The following is a 16,148-nucleotide window of genomic DNA, read 5'->3' as shown; positions in this document are numbered from 1 at the left end:
AGGTTGGTCAAGGGATGATTTGGCTGTTTCTGCAAGGCCGTTCTCCGATCGGCTCCCAAGCACTTAACCCAGGCGCAACTCGGCGAGCGACGCGCGGGCGCTGCCTCCGCTGATGTCGGGCACGATTCGTAGCTCAAGAGCGCTTACCCCCGTGAGATCCACGCGAAAATCTTCGACTTCCTCGCTGGTATGCGGCGGACTGAACGTATACTGCTGACGCACGAGTTCACGGAAATTTTGTCCATCGGGGGACCAGCGTAAAACGAACTCCTGTATCCGTGGAATCTCGGTCTCGTGGACAACGATGCGGATACGCTTGATTCTCAGCGGCTCATCGAACAGCAGGCGAATGACCTGCTCTCCGGATTCGGCGGCGCGCCAGCCACTTTCCATGTCCGGTCGAAACGCCGCCTCGATGGGATACGCCGAGTCTTCTGAGCTGATTTCGACCCGCGCGAAATGCTCTACGTTCAACCACTTGGCTCGATTGTCCGTAGGGCTCGGTGGCGCGCTTTGCGTGATGATCCGTTTTCGCATTGGCTCGATTGCGGCGATTAGCCGGTGACCAAATGGTGAGGATTGTTCAGCGCTGGGCCACCGCGCCCCGGGGCCGGCGGGGACTTCCCACCATGCCGCCGACCCCTGCGGCGATACCACCGAGCACCAAGGCGACGAACGCCCATAATGCAGCAGCGGAAATCGTGGCGGCGGCCTTCTCGCTTGCCTGCGCGGCAGCTTGTTGGGCTTGATCGGCCGCCTGCTGGGCCTGATCGATCGCCTGTTGGGCTTGTTGGATCCAGCGCTGGGCGATTCTCTCAGCTGCCTCGGGGCTCTTGTCCGTGCGCGCCGCGATGACGTTTGCCAAGTCCTGCGTGTCGATCGCTTGGGCGCCTTGTTTGATCGATTGAATGATTTTATCGATCGCCTCATTGAGGTCCCGTTGTGCATCGCCCGGCGAGACGGCGACATCCCGGGCCGCGCGTCGTGCACTCTGCGTGGCCTGCTGCGCTTCGTCCTTGATTTGCTCGGCGCTGCCCGTCTGCTGCAATAGCTCTCGGGCTTCCTGGCGGATTGATCGCAGGCTGAGGTTTTGTTCGTCAAGCGCTTGTTGTGCGGCTTGTTTGACTTCGGGGGCCGCGGCCACCATCCCTTCGCCAAGCGACGCCATCCCTTGGCCGACGACATTGGCGGCACCGCTGAGCAGGTTGCCGACGGCGGAAGTCATCAGATAAAAAGAAAGCAGTGTGATCAGTCCCCATGCGACGATGCCATGGAGAATCCCGTCCATGGCTTTGGGCATGTTGGCGAGATGGCCGGCTGTCCAGCCGCCAGCGAATAAAGCGATGACACCGGAGATCACCAGCCAGATGCCGCCGCCTATTCCGATACCGCTGAGGGGGTCCTGCTCGCTCGCGGGGTCGATCACCCCAGCGCCCACCGAAAGTCCTAGCAGATTGAGCGTCAGTTGCAGAACCAGCGCTACGACAACCCCCGCGAAGATGCTGCGCCAGGAGATGCGGCGTATCGGCGGTGTGTTGTATAGGAGTGCCGTTTCGTTTTGATTCGCCATTTCTGAACCTCTCATGCGGGAAACGTTTCAAGGCGCAATGCGTTTCACGCTAGTTAGACTGGCGATTTCAAAGATGACTCCCGGAGGCGGGAATAATATTTCCGGCAGGATTGCCCGATTTATTTGCCAGGCGAGCAGCGAGGGACGGTGCTCTTGCGGCGGCGCGCGCCTGGGGCGCATGCGGCCAGTGCGCTTTAATTCGTCTCGACTGGTAAATCGGCGTCGTTGCCCCACTCCGACCAGGAGCCGTCGTAAGCGCGCACGTCGGGATAACCGAGTGACTTGAGGACCAGGTAGGTATGTGCGGAGCGCTGGTGTGAGTGGCAGTGCGTGACGATCGCCTTGTCGGGGGTGATGCCATGGGCGCCGAGCAACTCGCGCAGTGCGCCGGGCGAGCGCAACCGCGGTGGCCTCTCCGGATCGATGAGCCGGGTCCACTCGAGATTCACCGCCCCGGGGATATGGCCGCCGCGTGCCGCCCGCACGTCCTCGCCGAGGTATTCGCGCGGCGAGCGAACGTCCAGCACGAGCGTGTGATCATCGTCAAGGTGGCGGAGGATGTGATTCCGGTCGGCCCGTGCGGCCGGGTTGCGCAGCTTCGCCCGATAGGGCGACCGAACCGGCGTGCGCGGCGCGGATTCCAAAGGTCGCTGCTCCTCCTGCCAGGCGCGCAATCCGCCGTTCAACAATGAGTAATTGAAGTGCCCGATCGCCTCGAGCGTCCAGAGCAGGCGGCTTGCCCGAGCGTTGCGCTCCTCGTCGTAGGCAACGACATGGCTGTCTTCGGTCAGGCCCAGCGACGAGAAAAGCTCTGTGAGATGCGCCTCGTCCGGCAGCAAGCCCGTGGCGGGCGGCTTGCCGCTGACCAGCGCGGAGTAATCGAGGCGAATCGCGCCCGGGATGCAACCGCTCGTCAGGCTCTGCGGCGAGGTTACCTCAATCAGCAACAGCCGGGGATCGGCCAAACGAGGCTCCAACTGCTCGGGTTCGACCACCAGCGGCAGCAGACGCTCGGTCATTGGACGGCCTCCGTGGCAGCTGCTTTGACGGCGATGAGTTCCAGCCAATGGCGCACCGGCACGCTCGCGCCCTCGTCCAGATGGGCCAGGCAGCCGATGTTGGCGGTGGCGATCATCTGTGGCTCGCCGGACATGAGGCTCTGCAGCTTCTGCGTTCGCAACTGCGCGGCGAGCTTGGGCTGCAACACGGAATAGGTCCCGGCCGAGCCGCAACAGATATGAGGGTCCGGTACCGGCGTGAGCTCGAAGCCGACTGTCGTGAGCAGCCGCTCGACCCGCCCCGGCAGCCTTAACGCGTGTTGTAGCGTACAGGGTGCCTGAAAAGCGATGCGCCGCGGTATACCGGCCGCCGGGACAAGCGCCTCGGCGTGGCGTTCCAGAAGCTCGACCGGATCCATCGCCAATTCGGTTACCCGTCTCGCCTTGGCGGCGTAACGCGGATCGGCGCTGAGGTGATAGGCATAGTCCTTGACTTGGGCACCGCAACCGCTGGCGTTTACCACGATGCCCTCGGCACCCTTCTCGATGTGCGGCCACCAGGCGTCGATATTGCGCCGCATGCGCACGCGAGCGGTCTCCGGATGGCCGAGATGCTGATCGATGGCGCCGCAGCACCCCGCCCTGGGTGCGGTGACGACCTCGATCCCCAGGCTGTCCAGAAGGCGGGCTGTTTGCGGATTGATCGAGGGTTCCATCGCCGGCTGCACGCAGCCCTCCAGCAATAAGGCCTTGCGGGCGTGGCGGCGCGCCTCGGGCCAGGCGGGCGCCGGGCGCCGTGGCCGGATTTTCTTCTTCAACGTGGGCGGCAGAAGCGCGCGGAAGGTGCGGCCGAGCGCGAGCAGGCTGGCGAACAGGCGACGACGGGGCAGCACCAGCCGCAACCCATGTTGCATCAGGCGCTGATGCGGGCGGCGGGGGACGCGCTGCTCGACGAGCGTGCGGCCCAAATCGGCCAGCCGGCCGTATTGGACGCCGGAGGGGCAGGTCGTCTCACAGGCGCGACAAGTGAGACAGCGATCCAAGTGCAGTTGAACGCTTGCGCCGGGAGTCTCGCCTTCCAGCACCTGCTTGATCTGGTAGATGCGACCGCGCGGGCTGTCCAGCTCGTCGCCGAGCAGCTGGTAGGTCGGGCAGGTGGCCAGGCAAAACCCGCAGTGGGTGCACTTGCGGAGTATGCTATCGGCTTCCCGCCCCTCGGGAGTGTCCTTGATGAACTCGGCAAGTCGTGTCTGCATAAGCCCATGTTACGTCACAGCGGTGCATAGAGGCGACCGGGATTGAGGATTCCGCCCGGATCGAAGGCTTCTTTCAGGCGCTTGTGCAGGCGCATTAGCGGCGGATCGAGCGGCTGAAAGACATCGTCGGGACGCGCGCCGCCGCGAAAGTGCGTGGCATGGCCGCCGAGGCGCTGCGCTTCGCCGCGCACGCGGGCCGGGGGCGCATCCGTGCGCAGCCAGACCTGCCGGCCCGCCCAATCACTGATCCAAGCGCCCGGCAGAGCGGGGTGCGGAGCGGCGGCGGGCAGCACGATGCGCCAGAGCGACGCCGCGCCGCGGCATGTGAAAAAGGCGAGGCGATGGTCACGAAGATCGCGCCAGAATCGATCCGGCGGGCCGAAATCCTGCCCGCCGATGTGCTGGCTGCCGCATTCCACCGCGCTTGCCGCGCCCGATAAACGCACATACATCCGCTCGCCGTCGTGGGCCGCCGCCGAGACGGGCGCACCGGCCCGCAGCCATTGCTCGGTGAGTTCGTAGAGGCGCGCGGCGGGCTCGTCCACGATCAGCGTCTGCTCGGCCGGCGGCGCCGGCAGGAGCTTGAGCGAGACGTCCAGGATCACGCCGAGCGTACCGAGGGCACCGACCATGAGACGGGAGATGTCATAACCGGCGACATTCTTCATCACCTGCCCGCCGAATCGCAACACCTGGCCACGTCCGTTGAGAATGCGGATGCCGAGCACCATATCGCGCACCGAACCGCTGAACGCCCGCCGCGGTCCCGCCAGACCGGCCGCGATCGCACCGCCGAGGGTCGCCTCGCCGTCGAAGCACGGAGGCTCGAAGGCCAACATCTGATCGTACGCCGCAAGCTGCGTGGTCACCTCCGTCAACGGTGTGCCACCGCGCGCCGTCATTACCAGCTCGGTTGGCTCATAATTGAGGATGCCGCGGTGCCCGGTCATCGCCAACGGCTCGCCGTGCGGTTGCCGGCCGTAGAACCGTTTGGTGGCATTCCCGACGATTTCCAGCGGCATTGCGCTCGCATAGGCGTGGCGTACCCGCTCGGCGAGCTCGCCGGTCAGATCGGAGGATTTGTCCATCAGGAGGCTCGTTTCAGAAGCGTTCGATTTCCGGGTGCGGAAGTTCGCCATGGTGTACGTGCAGTCGACCGAATTCGGCACATCGATTGAGTGTGGGTATCGCTTTGCCTGGATTCAAAAGGCCTTTAGGGTCAAACGCTGCCTTTACGGCATAAAATTGCGCAAGCTCCTCGGATCGAAACTGTACGCACATCTGATCGATCTTTTCCATGCCGACGCCGTGCTCGCCGGTAATGGTGCCGCCGACTTCGACGCACAGCTCGAGAATCTGGGCGCCGAGGGCTTCGGCACGCTCGAGCTCGCCCGGGCGGTTGGCGTCGAAGAGGATGAGCGGATGCAGATTGCCGTCACCGGCATGAAAGACGTTGACCGTGCGCAGGCCCTGGGCCGCGGAGAGCTCGGCGATGCGCTTGAGGACCTCTGCGAGGTGCTTGCGCGGAATGGTGCCGTCCATGCAGTAGTAGTCCGGCGCCAGCCGGCCCACCGCCGGGAAGGCCGCCTTGCGCCCGGCCCAGAACTGTGCCCGCTCGGCCTCATCGCGGGCGACACGAAGCCGCTCGGCCCCATGCTCGCGAAGAATGCGGGTCACTTTCTCCATCTGCTCGGCGACCTCGGCCTCGCCGCCGTCGAGCTCGCAGATCAGCATCGCCGCCGCTTCCGTGTCGTAGCCCGCCTGAATGAACTCCTCGGCCGCTTGAATGGCGGGACCGTCCATCATTTCCAGGCCGGCGGGGATCACGCCGCCGGCAATGATCGCGGCGACGGCGTGACCGCCAGCCTCCACCGTCGGGAAAGACGCCATCATCACCTGCTTGGTAAGGGGTCTCGGCAGAAGCTGCACCGTGATTTCCACGATCACTCCCAGCATCCCCTCGGAGCCGGCGATTAACGCGAGCAGATCGTAACCGGGGCTTTCCGGAGCGAGGGAGCCCAGCGTCAGCTGCTCACCTTCCATCGTCAGCAATGTGACCTGCAAAACATTATGAACGGTCAGCCCGTATTTCAGACAGTGCACGCCACCGGCGTTCTCGGCGATGTTGCCGCCGATGCTGCAGGCGATCTGCGAGGACGGATCCGGCGCGTAGTAGAGCCCGAACGGGGCGGCAGCTTCGGAGATTGCCAGGTTGCGCACTCCCGGTTCGACTCGGGCAATTCGCCGGCGCGAATCGATCTCCTTGATACGATTGAACTTCGCCAGACTGAGCAGCACGCCCTGAGGGTGAGGCAGGGCACCGCCGGAGAGGCTGGTGCCGGAGCCGCGGGCAACCACCGGAACCCGATACTCGTAGCAGACCTTGAGCACCTCGCGCGCCTGCTCGATGGTATCGGGGCTCGCTACCAACAACGGTAGTTGCCTGTACGCGGCAAGACCATCGCACTCATAGGCGCGGCGGCCCTGCTCATGGCTAATCAGCCCTTCGGCCGGCAGCAACGGTCGCAACCGGGAAATCAGCGCTTCGACATCGACGTCGAAGCACATATCCTCGGGTCGGTAGAGAGAGCGTTCGGACATGTTCACCCCAGTGATGCCGAGGGGACGACTATAGCAAAGCCACGCCGTTTCAGCGCGTTGAAGAGTGTTTCTGGCGCCGTGAGGTCTGGGCTTCCGCGCCTGCCAAGAGCGTATGGGTTGAAGCGGTACGGACTTCATTGCGCATTGGCTGAGCTTGTCGTTCGTGCGGGCTCGCGAGCCGCAGGGAATGAGTGAAGCGGGTCTTGAGAACGGCGCGTAGGCGCACCGATGCGACGTGCTGGAATCCGCTCGAGGGTGAAGCGGCGGTAGCGGGCAGGGCGTCTTGGAAGGGGAGGTATCGGTGCGGCACAAGGCCCGTGACACTATGCCGGTGCCAGGCCGCCCAGCCGAACACCGGCATAGTGCCAGTCGTTTTGCCCTCGATCGAGGGCGCGTGAATCAATCCGTTTTCGTAAGCCGTAGAATGATCGATGCAGCCGGGCAGGCATACTCGGATTCAGCTTTCTGGATGGTGGCTTGGCACGCGGTCGTCGCCTCGCCACGGGTCATGCGTCGAAGCCCTCGCCATGCTCGTGCTGAAGGAAACGACGAATGGTGGTGTCCTCGTCCTTCATTGCGCAGTGATAGCAGATGTATTCGCCATTGGGGCCATAGGGGTGCAACAGTTGGCTCTCGAGGCAGAATTCGCAGAATTCCGGTGACATCGTTCCCATTGTTCTTTCACCCATCCATATCGGATTTTTTGGGGCAGCTCACCGTCAACCGACCCGCTGCGGTGTGTTCGGCAGCCTCACTCGGATCACTGGCCCTCAAAGCCGCAACCATCTGCGGTTTCGAGCGGCGCGCCGCGTGCGGCCGGGCGAATATAACATGCAATATCTATATATGATATATACAGAATGAATGAATAGGCGTCGCGCGGCCGGCCGCAGACGTATTCTCTGCGCTCCGCCTGGGCCGCGCGGCGGCTACGCAGGCAAAGAACCGACCGAAGCGGATCGTTGCCGCTCATTCGCTGTCATAGTTGGTCGGCAATGGCTCCGAGAAGCGGAAATCGAGCCGACGCATGATTTCTCGAAACTTATGATGCAGCTCCGCTTCGTCGCGGCCACCGAGGAACAAATTCGCGATCTCGAAACTGAAGCTATCCTGATTTCGCAGCTCGGATAGCTTCGTTCCCTCCTTGACACAGGGCACTACGATGAGCTCGGGATGGTGTTCCTGCAGCGCGGCGATATCGTCTTGCGAGGGGACGCGCGTCACGGTGGCATCGGCGTAGACGCGGGCCATGAATTTCGCGGCCATCGGGAAGTCCCCCTCGGGAAGCGGAAATTTCGGCCGCCGGCGCAGCGCGATATCGATGGCTACCTCGTGATGGGAGGCCCCGGTGGCCAGCTCGAAGATCGGGCAATGCGATTTGGAGATGCGCGGATTGATCTCCAGAAGCCAGATCTTGTCGTGTTCGCGATTCCAGAAGAACTCGATATTGAACGGCGTATGATCGAGGCCGATGTGTTCGAGGATTTTCTCGGCACAGGCCTTCATCCGGCGCTGCACGTTTTGCGGCAGCGTCGAGGGATATTGATAGCTCATGAAGCTGACCTGATTGGAGCCGCGCACCGAGTCGATGATTGCGTAGGTGACGACCTCGGCGTTGTGAACATAGCCTTCCAGCGTACACAGCTCGCCGCTGATTATTTCTTCGGCGAGGCAGGTGGCGCCATTACCCTGCGCCGGCAACGCCGAGCGGTTTTCGCAATATTGCATGATGTGCTCGAACGGCTCGGCGAAGACATGGATTCGCTCGCGGATCGTCGCCAGCGCTTCGCGAAGCTCCGATTCGTCGTTTATCTGATAGCTCAGGTAAGAGGAAAAGGAGACCGTCGGTTTCAGCCAGAACGGATACTCCAGCGTGATGGTTTCGGCGGCGTCGTCGCTGAAGGGATCGAGTCCCTGGAACGCGGGCGTGCATTGCGGGATCGCTTGCTCGTTCGCGATGCGGTTCCAGTACTTGCTCTCGCAATAAAGAACGCTCTCCAGCGTCGGTGTCGGCAGGCCGTGCTCTCGACGCAGGATGGGCAGCAGCGATGTGGTCGGGTAATCCCAGTGGCCGATGATCGCATCGACCGCCGGCGCCGCCTTCAGCGTGCGGCGTGCCTCGCCCATGATCGCTTCGATATCGTAGGAGGGCGGGTTGACGATAGTGTCGTGGTCGATCAAGCCGTGAAAGGTGTATTCGGAGGCGTTATGGATCGTCTCGAGCTCCGCCCGGTTGAGCTCGTCCAGACCGATCACGAAAATGTGCTTTGTCATGCCGTATTGTCTCCCCGCAGGGTTCGCAGCGGTCGGGTCCCGCCTTGAGTCGGTTCTGATGCGCGATTAGGCGAGGATAACCGCGCCGCCAAGGATCGAAATGCGCTGAGTATCCATATCTAATGACCACGGACGGCTTGGCTTGTTCAACCCGCCGCGCGCAGAGCGGGCTCGGGCTCGGCCATCGCGGCGCCTCGCAAAACCGCGGCACGAGAGAGGCGGGCGCCTTCACCTTTTATGATCGGTCGTAGTGATCAATGGTCAGCGGCATCCGGACCGCAAGTGCGCCTTCGTCCGTCGCGTGGCGGCGCTCAGGTGGCTTTGCTATCGCGCAGGCGTTGCACCAATGGTGCGAGAGTTAGCCCTTGGATCAGCACCGAGAAGACAACGACCATATAGGTCATGGTCACGATCATCTCCCGCTCCGGGCTGTTCGGCAAGGACAGTGCGAGGGCGACGGAAATGCCACCCCGCAGCCCGCCCCAGGTCAGGATACGGACGATGCCGCGGTCGAAATCCCGTAGCGGAGACAAGGCGTAAATGACGCCGCCGACGGCCAGGAAGCGCGCGAGCAGTACCAGCGGTATCGCCAGCAAGCCCAGCATGACGGGTTGTCGGTCGAAGGGGATGACCAGAACCTCCAGGCCGATGATTAGAAAAAGTATGATGTTGAGCACTTCATCGACCAGTTCCCAGAACGTATCCAGATGAATGCGCGTTTTCTCCGACATGGCGAAGCGCCGTCCATGGTTGCCGAGCAGCAACCCCGCCACGACCACCGCTAGTGGCCCGGAGAAATGCCACCTCAGGGCCAGGGCGTAGCCGCCGATCACCAGCGCCAAGGTAATTAGGACCTCCACGACGTATTCATCGAGCGAGCGCAGCAGCCCGTATCCCACCACTCCGAGAACGAGACCGAGGGCGATGCCGCCGAACACCTCCTCGGCGAAGAGAATCGCCACGTCCCTGGGGCCGTCGGTCTCACCGGAGGCGACTCCGAGGAGACCGAGAAATACCACGATCGCGAAGCCGTCGTTGAACAAGGACTCGCCGGCGATCTTGGTCTGGAGCGCGGAGGTTAGCCCGAGTTTTTTGACGATGCCGAGCACGGCGACGGGATCGGTCGGCGCGATCACCGCGGCGAAGAGCAGGCAATAAATAAGAGGGATTTCCAGGCCGAGCACCCCCTGAACCGTAAAGATTGCCGCGCCGATCAGCGTGGTACCGGCCACCACCCCCACGGTGGCGAGCAGTCCGATGACCCGCCACTGCCGTCCCAGTTCATCCAGGCGCACGTGCAGCGCGCCGGCGAAGAGCAGCATGGAGAGCATCGCATCGAGCAGCGTGCGGTCGAACTCGACGGCCGTTACGGCGCGTTCCGCCCAGTCGGTGAGCCCCGGAAAGCCCAGCGATTGCGCCGCCACCAGCACCAGAGAGAAGGCGAGCGCGATGGCCATGACGCCAATGGTCGTAGGCAAATGCAGAAACCGGGCGTTGAGGTAGGCGAAGGTGGCGGACAGACCGAGCAACAGGGCGATCAGCTCGAAGAGATTCATAGCGGGGTTCTCGTTTCGATTGTCCGCCGCCTACCTTACACGCACGGCTCCAGCGCGGTCCCCCAAAAATACCAGTAGTGGTATATCATCGGTCTATTGCCGGCGCCGAGGAGCTGTACGAGGAATGGCAGGGAATGCGCAGGAGCAGCGCGCGCAGCGCTGGGGGCGGCGGCTCGCCGAATCGCGTCACGGCGATTGGCTGTTGGGGCTCGCCTCGTTTCTCGAGACCATCATCGTCCCCATTCCCATCGAATTGGTGATTGTTCCCTACATGATCACCTATCCCCGACGCCGTTGGAGAATCGCGACCGTGACGCTCGCCGGGTGCCTGATCGCCGCCATGATCGGTTACGGGGTCGGCTATTTCTTCCTCGAGAGCGTCGGCCGTTGGCTGTTGTCGCTGCTGGGAGAGCAACAGGCACTCGCCACCTTTCAGCAGCGCTTCCAGGAGCATGGGTTTTGGGCGGTGCTCATGATCGGGATCGTGCCCGTGCCTTTTCAAGCCGCTATGCTTGCCGCGGGCGCCGCCGGTTACCCCGTGCTACTTTTCCTGCTCGCCGCCGGCATCGCCCGCGGCATCCGTTATTATGGATTGGCGCTTTTGGTGTGGCTGATCGGTGAGCGAACGCTGGCGCTTTGGCGGCGCCATGCATGGAGTGTCGGGCTGGGTCTCGCCGCGCTGTTGGTGGTGATTTTCATCGTCAACCGTTTGGTCGGCAGTTGACCGGCCGCCGCTTAGGCACCGTACCCGTCGTCTATTGAGCACCACCGGCCGGCGCCTGCAGCATTTTCGTATTGGGCGGGTCGCGCGGGGAGGCGTCGCGCCTCCCCGCGGTATGTCGTCATCGGCTGCGCAAAAGATTGCGCCTTGCAGAAGCCGGGTCGTCGCGGAGTCACTCGCGACCCCGAGCCAACCGCCGTGGCGCGCGCAACGGCGCGGCGTCATTCGTTGTGCATGTTACCGTTTGCCGGGTCGGCGGATTCTTGTATCTCGTCCCCCGAATCCTCCATAGCGCCGCCGATGTTGCTCAGCGCATTGGAAGCCGCCGCCTTGGTGCTCTCCCACGCACTGGCCGCGCCTTCCTTGGTGCTTTGCCAGGCTCGGCGCACGGTGGTCTTGGTCTGGATCCACCAGTCGTTGGTGTACTCGGGTTGCTGGGCGAGCTCCTCCTTGGTCATATCGATGTGGACGATGTATTCCAAGTTATCGAGGTCGTCGCCGTTGCGGGTTTCGAGGGTGAACTTGCCGGCATCGACTACATACGCCTTTTCGCCCAGATCGAGCAGGCCGCCCGTTTCCACTACGAGCGCACGCACGCGCATGGCATCGTCGAGCAAGACGTCCTCGACTTCGCCGATTTCTTCATCCGGCTTGCTTTTGCTGTAGACACTGGCGTCGGTGAGCTCATCAGCGGAGTAGAGTCCCTGGGGCTCGGCCATGGCATTGCCCGCAAAAGCGAGCCCGCCGCAGAGGAGGGAGGCGAGTAAAATCTTGTCAAGCGAATGACGTGGAATCATATTTCACTCCTTCTAGGTTTTCTTGGTCGCACAATTGGCCTTTGCAAAGGCCGGTCACGTCTGCGCCTCCTTAGACCCGCCAAGAGGCTTGGAATTCCATCCGTGCAGGGCCGGCTCTTGCCGGTGCGCCAAAAGGGGTCCGCCGGTCGTGGGTTGGAAACGGCGCGAAAAACAGGAATGCGGGCGGCGCACTCGCAACACGCAGGATCGGGTCGAAGAGGCGAGACGGCGTGCCGGGGCTTATCGGCGGCCGAGCATCGCACCGAGGATGAGGCTGACTACCAAAAGGATTAGAAAGACGAAGAAGAAAATTTGCGCGATTCCGGCAGCAGCGCCGGCAATGCCGCCGAAGCCGAAAACACCGGCAATGATCGCCACCACTAGAAATATCAGGGCCCAGCGCAGCATATGACCTCCGGCAATAACCGCGCCCCCTTAAATCGCTTTCGATGTTGGCGTGGAAGCAATCAAGCGCTGCCGTGCCTTGTGTTACGCACGATAGATCAGCGTCCCAGGAACTCCCCGATCGCTTGTAGCGGCTCGATGCGGTCGCACACGATCTTGACGGTCGCAACCAGGGGTACCGCGATCAGCACGCCGACGACGCCCCACATCCATCCCCAGACGGTGATCGCCAGGAAGACCGCGACGGGACTGAGATCCAGGCGCTGGCCCGCCAGGGTCGGCGTGATGAGCTGTCCCTCGACCACATTGAGCGCGAGCACCAGCCCGGGTGCGAGCAGAATCCGGGAAATGTCATCGAAGCTGAGAAGCGCCACAATGAGCAGTATCGCGCAGCTGATGAGCGGCCCGATATAGGGTGCGAAGTTGAGCAGTCCCACCATGACGCCGAAGAGCAGGGGGTTGGGCATGCCGATTGCGTAAAGCACGGCTGCCGCGATGGCGCCGAGGCAGATATTGATCACCGTGATCGTGCCCAGGAAGATGGCGATGCTGCGCTGAATTTGCTTGATCGTCTCCACCGCATTGCGTTTGTCCTCGAAGCGCGGTAACACGCGTACGAGCTTCCTGAGAAAGCTGTCCCCGGATGCCAACAGGAAGTACAGCAATATGACACTCACTCCCAAGCCGTAGACAACCGCCCACGTGCCGGTCAGCAGCCACTGAACCGGGTTCCATCGCATCGCCGCCATGCCACCGCCGTCCGTGTCCCGCTTCCCCGGCACGGCCTCCTCGATCTCTTCCTTGGCTTGCTTGAGCTTGTCCATCGGTCCCATCAGGCCGTAGAGCTTGTAGTCAATCTTGCGCAGTTCCTGCGGCGCCTTCTGAATCCACTGTGAAGCGGGCACCGAGAGCCCGTATACAGCGCCGCAGCCCATGGCGATAAGGCTCATGAGCACGACGGCGGCGCTGAGCGGTGGCGGAATCCTGATGTTGCCCAGCGCGCGGATCACCGGCGCAAACATGAGGCTGACCAAAAATGCAACGGTGAGCGGCATGAAAAGCGGGGCAGCCAGATACAGCGTGTACATGACCATCAGCAAGAAGATGCCGGTCAGCGCCACCGAGCGGATGTTGATCGGGCCTGTGATCTCCCGCGATTCGAGGGGATCCGTCGGCTCCTGCGGCTCCGGCTGAGGTGTTGTCGTCATAGTTCGCCAGTCAATTTAGCCGCGGCAACTGCTGAGGTGCGCGGCTGTTGCGAAATGCGCGAAGCTGCCCGGCTTTCAGGGGCGCCTGTGTGTTTGACAGAATTTGCGAGCGCAATGCGCCCGTTGCGAGGCGCAGTCGCGCTCGCCTCACCCGGAGGCGTCCATACCCGCCAGGTACAGCCAGGTCTCCACCACGGAGTCGGGGTTGAGCGAGACGCTCTCGATGCCTTCCTCCATGAGCCAGCGTGCCAGATCCGGGTGGTCCGAGGGTCCCTGACCGCAGATGCCGATGTACTTGCCGGCACCTCGTGCCGCCTGGATAGCCATATGCAGCATCGCCTTGACGGCGGGGTCGCGTTCATCGAAAAGGTGGGCCACCAACCCGGAGTCCCGGTCGAGGCCCAGGGTAAGCTGGGTGAGGTCGTTGGAGCCGATGGAAAAGCCGTCGAAGAGCTGCAGGAACTCTTCCGCCAGCAGGGCATTGGACGGCAGCTCGCACATCATGATGAGCTTCAAGCCGTTTTCGCCTTGCTTGAGGCCGTTGGCCGAGAGCAACTCCACGACCGCTTGGGCCTCGCTCACCGTGCGTACGAAGGGGATCATGATCCAGACGTTGGTCAGTCCCATCGTGTCACGCACTTTGGTCAGCGCACGGCATTCGAGCTTGAAGCATTCCGCGAACTCCGAGGAGACATAGCGCGCGGCGCCGCGCAAGCCGAGCATGGGATTTTCCTCGTGGGGCTCGTACTGGGTGCCGCCGACCAGATTCGCGTATTCATTGGTCTTGAAGTCCGAGGTGCGAACAATGACCGGCTTGGGAAAGAAGGCGGCGGCCAGCATCGAAATGCCCTCGGCGAGCCGGTCCACATAAAACGCGACCGGATCGGCATAGCCGGCGATCTGGCTGCGAATGGCGGCCTTGATGTCGTCGGGCTGACGATCGAACTCGAGCAGCGCCCGCGGATGAATGCCGATCATCCGGTTGATGATGAACTCCAGCCGCGCCAGCCCGACGCCGGCGTTGGGAAGCTGCGCGAAATCGAATGCCCGGTCCGGATTGCCGACGTTGAGCATGATCTTGAAGGGCAACTCGGGCATGGCCTGGAGGCTGATCTCGCGCACCTCGAAGTCCTGGCGCCCTTCGTAGATATTGCCGATGTCGCCCTCGGCGCAGGAGACCGTGACTTCGAGCCCGTCGCGGATGGCCTCGGTCGCGTTGCCGGTGCCGACGACGGCCGGGATGCCGAGCTCACGGGCGATGATCGCCGCATGGCAGGTGCGTCCGCCGCGATTGGTCACGATCGCCGATGCCCGCTTCATGACGGGTTCCCAGTCAGGGTCGGTCATATCGGTGATGAGCACGTCACCCGACTGCACGCGCTGCATTTGCTTTATATCGGCAATGACACGTGACCGACCGGCGCCGATGCGCTGGCCGATGGCGCGTCCGGAGCTCAATATCTGGCCACGTTGTTTGAGGTGGTAGCGCTTCAGCACCTGTCCATCGTCGCGGCTTTTCACCGTCTCGGGGCGGGCCTGGAGGATATAGAGCTCCCCCGACGCGCCGTCCTTGCCCCACTCGATGTCCATCGGCTGGCCGTAGTGCCGCTCGATGATGAGCGCCTGGCGGGCAAGATGCTCGATGTCGTTATCGGTGAGGGAAAATCGCAGCCGCTCGGCTTCGGCCACCTCGACGGTCCGGACGGTTTTACCGGATTGACCGGCAGTGTCGTAAATCATCTTGATTGCCTTCTCGCCGAGGCTTCGGCGCAGAATTGCCGGTCGCCCGGCTTCCAGCGCCGGCTTGTAGACATAGAACTCGTCCGGGTTGACGGCTCCCTGCACCACGGTTTCGCCAAGGCCGTAGGCGGAGGTAATGAACACGACATCGCGAAAACCGGACTCCGTATCCATCGTGAACATCACGCCCGAGGCGCCGCGGTCGCTGCGCACCATTTCCTGCACGCCGGCGGATAAAGCCACCTCGGCGTGCTCGAAGCCGTGGTGCACGCGGTAGGCAATTGCCCGATCGTTGTAAAGCGAGGCGAAAACGACCTTGATACTTTGCAGCACGTTGTCGAGGCCGCAGATATTGAGGAGTGTCTCCTGCTGCCCCGCAAAGGAGGCATTGGGCAAGTCCTCGGCGGTGGCGGACGATCGCACGGCGAAGGAGGGTTCGGTGCCGCTTCGGCGCTCGAGCGCATGGTAAGCCTCGGTGATCGCCGCCGAGAGGGTCTCGGGAAAAGGGGCCTCGAGCACCATGCGGCGGATCTTCGCGCCGCAACGCTCAAGCGCCGCCACGTCGTCGACATCGAGACCGTCGAGCTCCCTGTTGATTCGCTCGCGCAGGCCCGCGCCGTCCAGGAAATCCCAGTACGCGGCGGAGGTCGTCGCGAAACCGCCCGGAACCCGGACGCCGGCGTCGCCAAGCGCGCGAATCATCTCGCCGAGCGAGGCGTTCTTGCCGCCCACGCGTGGGATATCCTCTTTGCCTATGGACTGAAACCAAACCACGTACTCTTGCAATGTCCTTGCCTCCCTGGTTTGCCGCAGTGCGGGGAACAATTTCGGTCGGGTGCGTGCCGTCATGTCCGCGCGCATCGCTCCGGCCCCGTCTCTGCTACCATGCTTTTCGCCTAGGAGTCTGCGCCGTAGGAGCTCGGTGAGCGATGACCATTCTGGCGCAGATTTCCGTTCATAGAATTGTTGCTCCGAAGAATCAGTCGGTGGTGCGGGGTAGTTGAAGTTCTTCTCAGGTAGAT

14 protein-coding genes are annotated in these 16,148 nt (G+C 62.8%); 1 reads left to right on the top strand and 13 read right to left on the bottom strand.

Annotation, left to right across the window (positions count from 1 at the left end):
* Positions 1–63: 63 nt before the first annotated feature.
* From AC52Q4_RS04425 to AC52Q4_RS04385, 9 genes are all read right to left on the bottom strand, one after another.
* Entirely contained in the window at positions 64–537 is a 474-nt protein-coding gene (locus tag AC52Q4_RS04425) for a discoidin domain-containing protein (protein WP_495535596.1), read from the bottom strand.
* A gap of 46 nt (positions 538–583) precedes the next feature.
* A complete protein-coding gene (locus AC52Q4_RS04420) occupies positions 584–1,570 on the bottom strand; it encodes an ATP synthase subunit B family protein (protein ID WP_495535595.1) in 987 nt (328 codons plus the stop codon).
* A gap of 194 nt (positions 1,571–1,764) precedes the next feature.
* Positions 1,765–2,589, bottom strand: a complete 825-nt coding sequence (locus tag AC52Q4_RS04415) for a sulfurtransferase (protein WP_495535594.1) — start codon at positions 2,587–2,589, stop codon at positions 1,765–1,767.
* Positions 2,586–3,824 carry a glycolate oxidase subunit GlcF gene (gene glcF / locus AC52Q4_RS04410; RefSeq protein ID WP_495535593.1) on the bottom strand — a complete coding sequence of 413 codons (1,239 nt, stop codon included), beginning with the start codon at positions 3,822–3,824 and terminating at the stop codon, positions 2,586–2,588. The genes AC52Q4_RS04415 and glcF overlap by 4 nt, the downstream gene beginning before the upstream one ends.
* A 14-nt stretch (positions 3,825–3,838) precedes the next feature.
* Positions 3,839–4,912, bottom strand: coding sequence for a glycolate oxidase subunit GlcE (gene glcE / locus AC52Q4_RS04405; protein WP_495535592.1), 1,074 nt, complete (start codon positions 4,910–4,912; stop codon positions 3,839–3,841).
* A gap of 13 nt (positions 4,913–4,925) precedes the next feature.
* Complete coding sequence (locus tag AC52Q4_RS04400) at positions 4,926–6,425, bottom strand: FAD-linked oxidase C-terminal domain-containing protein (protein ID WP_495535591.1); 1,500 nt, start codon at positions 6,423–6,425, stop codon at positions 4,926–4,928.
* A gap of 506 nt (positions 6,426–6,931) precedes the next feature.
* Complete coding sequence (locus AC52Q4_RS04395; protein WP_495535590.1) at positions 6,932–7,114, bottom strand: hypothetical protein; 183 nt, start codon at positions 7,112–7,114, stop codon at positions 6,932–6,934.
* Between the two features lie 280 nt (positions 7,115–7,394).
* Positions 7,395–8,699, bottom strand: a complete 1,305-nt coding sequence (locus tag AC52Q4_RS04390; protein ID WP_495535589.1) for an ATP-grasp domain-containing protein — start codon at positions 8,697–8,699, stop codon at positions 7,395–7,397.
* Between the two features lie 311 nt (positions 8,700–9,010).
* Positions 9,011–10,255 (bottom strand): cation:proton antiporter, encoded by a 1,245-nt coding sequence (locus AC52Q4_RS04385; protein ID WP_495535588.1) that lies wholly within the window; start codon positions 10,253–10,255, stop codon positions 9,011–9,013.
* Positions 10,256–10,379: 124 nt separating this feature from the next.
* Here AC52Q4_RS04385 and AC52Q4_RS04380 point away from each other — a divergent pair, with 124 nt between their 5' ends.
* Entirely contained in the window at positions 10,380–10,979 is a 600-nt protein-coding gene (locus AC52Q4_RS04380) for a YqaA family protein (RefSeq protein ID WP_495535587.1), read from the top strand.
* Between the two features lie 218 nt (positions 10,980–11,197).
* On the opposite strand, the gene AC52Q4_RS04375 is transcribed toward AC52Q4_RS04380, so the two are convergent.
* The 4 genes from AC52Q4_RS04375 to ppsA all read right to left on the bottom strand — a co-directional run bounded on the left by AC52Q4_RS04375 (position 11,198) and on the right by ppsA (position 15,912).
* Entirely contained in the window at positions 11,198–11,773 is a 576-nt protein-coding gene (locus AC52Q4_RS04375; RefSeq protein WP_495535586.1) for a PRC-barrel domain-containing protein, read from the bottom strand.
* A gap of 240 nt (positions 11,774–12,013) precedes the next feature.
* Positions 12,014–12,181 (bottom strand): DUF1328 family protein, encoded by a 168-nt coding sequence (locus tag AC52Q4_RS04370; RefSeq protein ID WP_495535585.1) that lies wholly within the window; start codon positions 12,179–12,181, stop codon positions 12,014–12,016.
* Between the two features lie 95 nt (positions 12,182–12,276).
* Positions 12,277–13,386 (bottom strand): AI-2E family transporter, encoded by a 1,110-nt coding sequence (locus AC52Q4_RS04365; RefSeq protein ID WP_495535584.1) that lies wholly within the window; start codon positions 13,384–13,386, stop codon positions 12,277–12,279.
* Positions 13,387–13,533: 147 nt separating this feature from the next.
* Positions 13,534–15,912, bottom strand: a complete 2,379-nt coding sequence (gene ppsA, locus AC52Q4_RS04360; RefSeq protein WP_495535583.1) for a phosphoenolpyruvate synthase — start codon at positions 15,910–15,912, stop codon at positions 13,534–13,536.
* Between the last annotated feature and the right edge of the window lie 236 nt (positions 15,913–16,148).

Source organism: Nitrococcus sp. (genome assembly GCF_059432795.1).
Note: the sequence above shows the minus strand (reverse complement) of the source record. Positions and strands in the feature narration are given on the sequence as shown.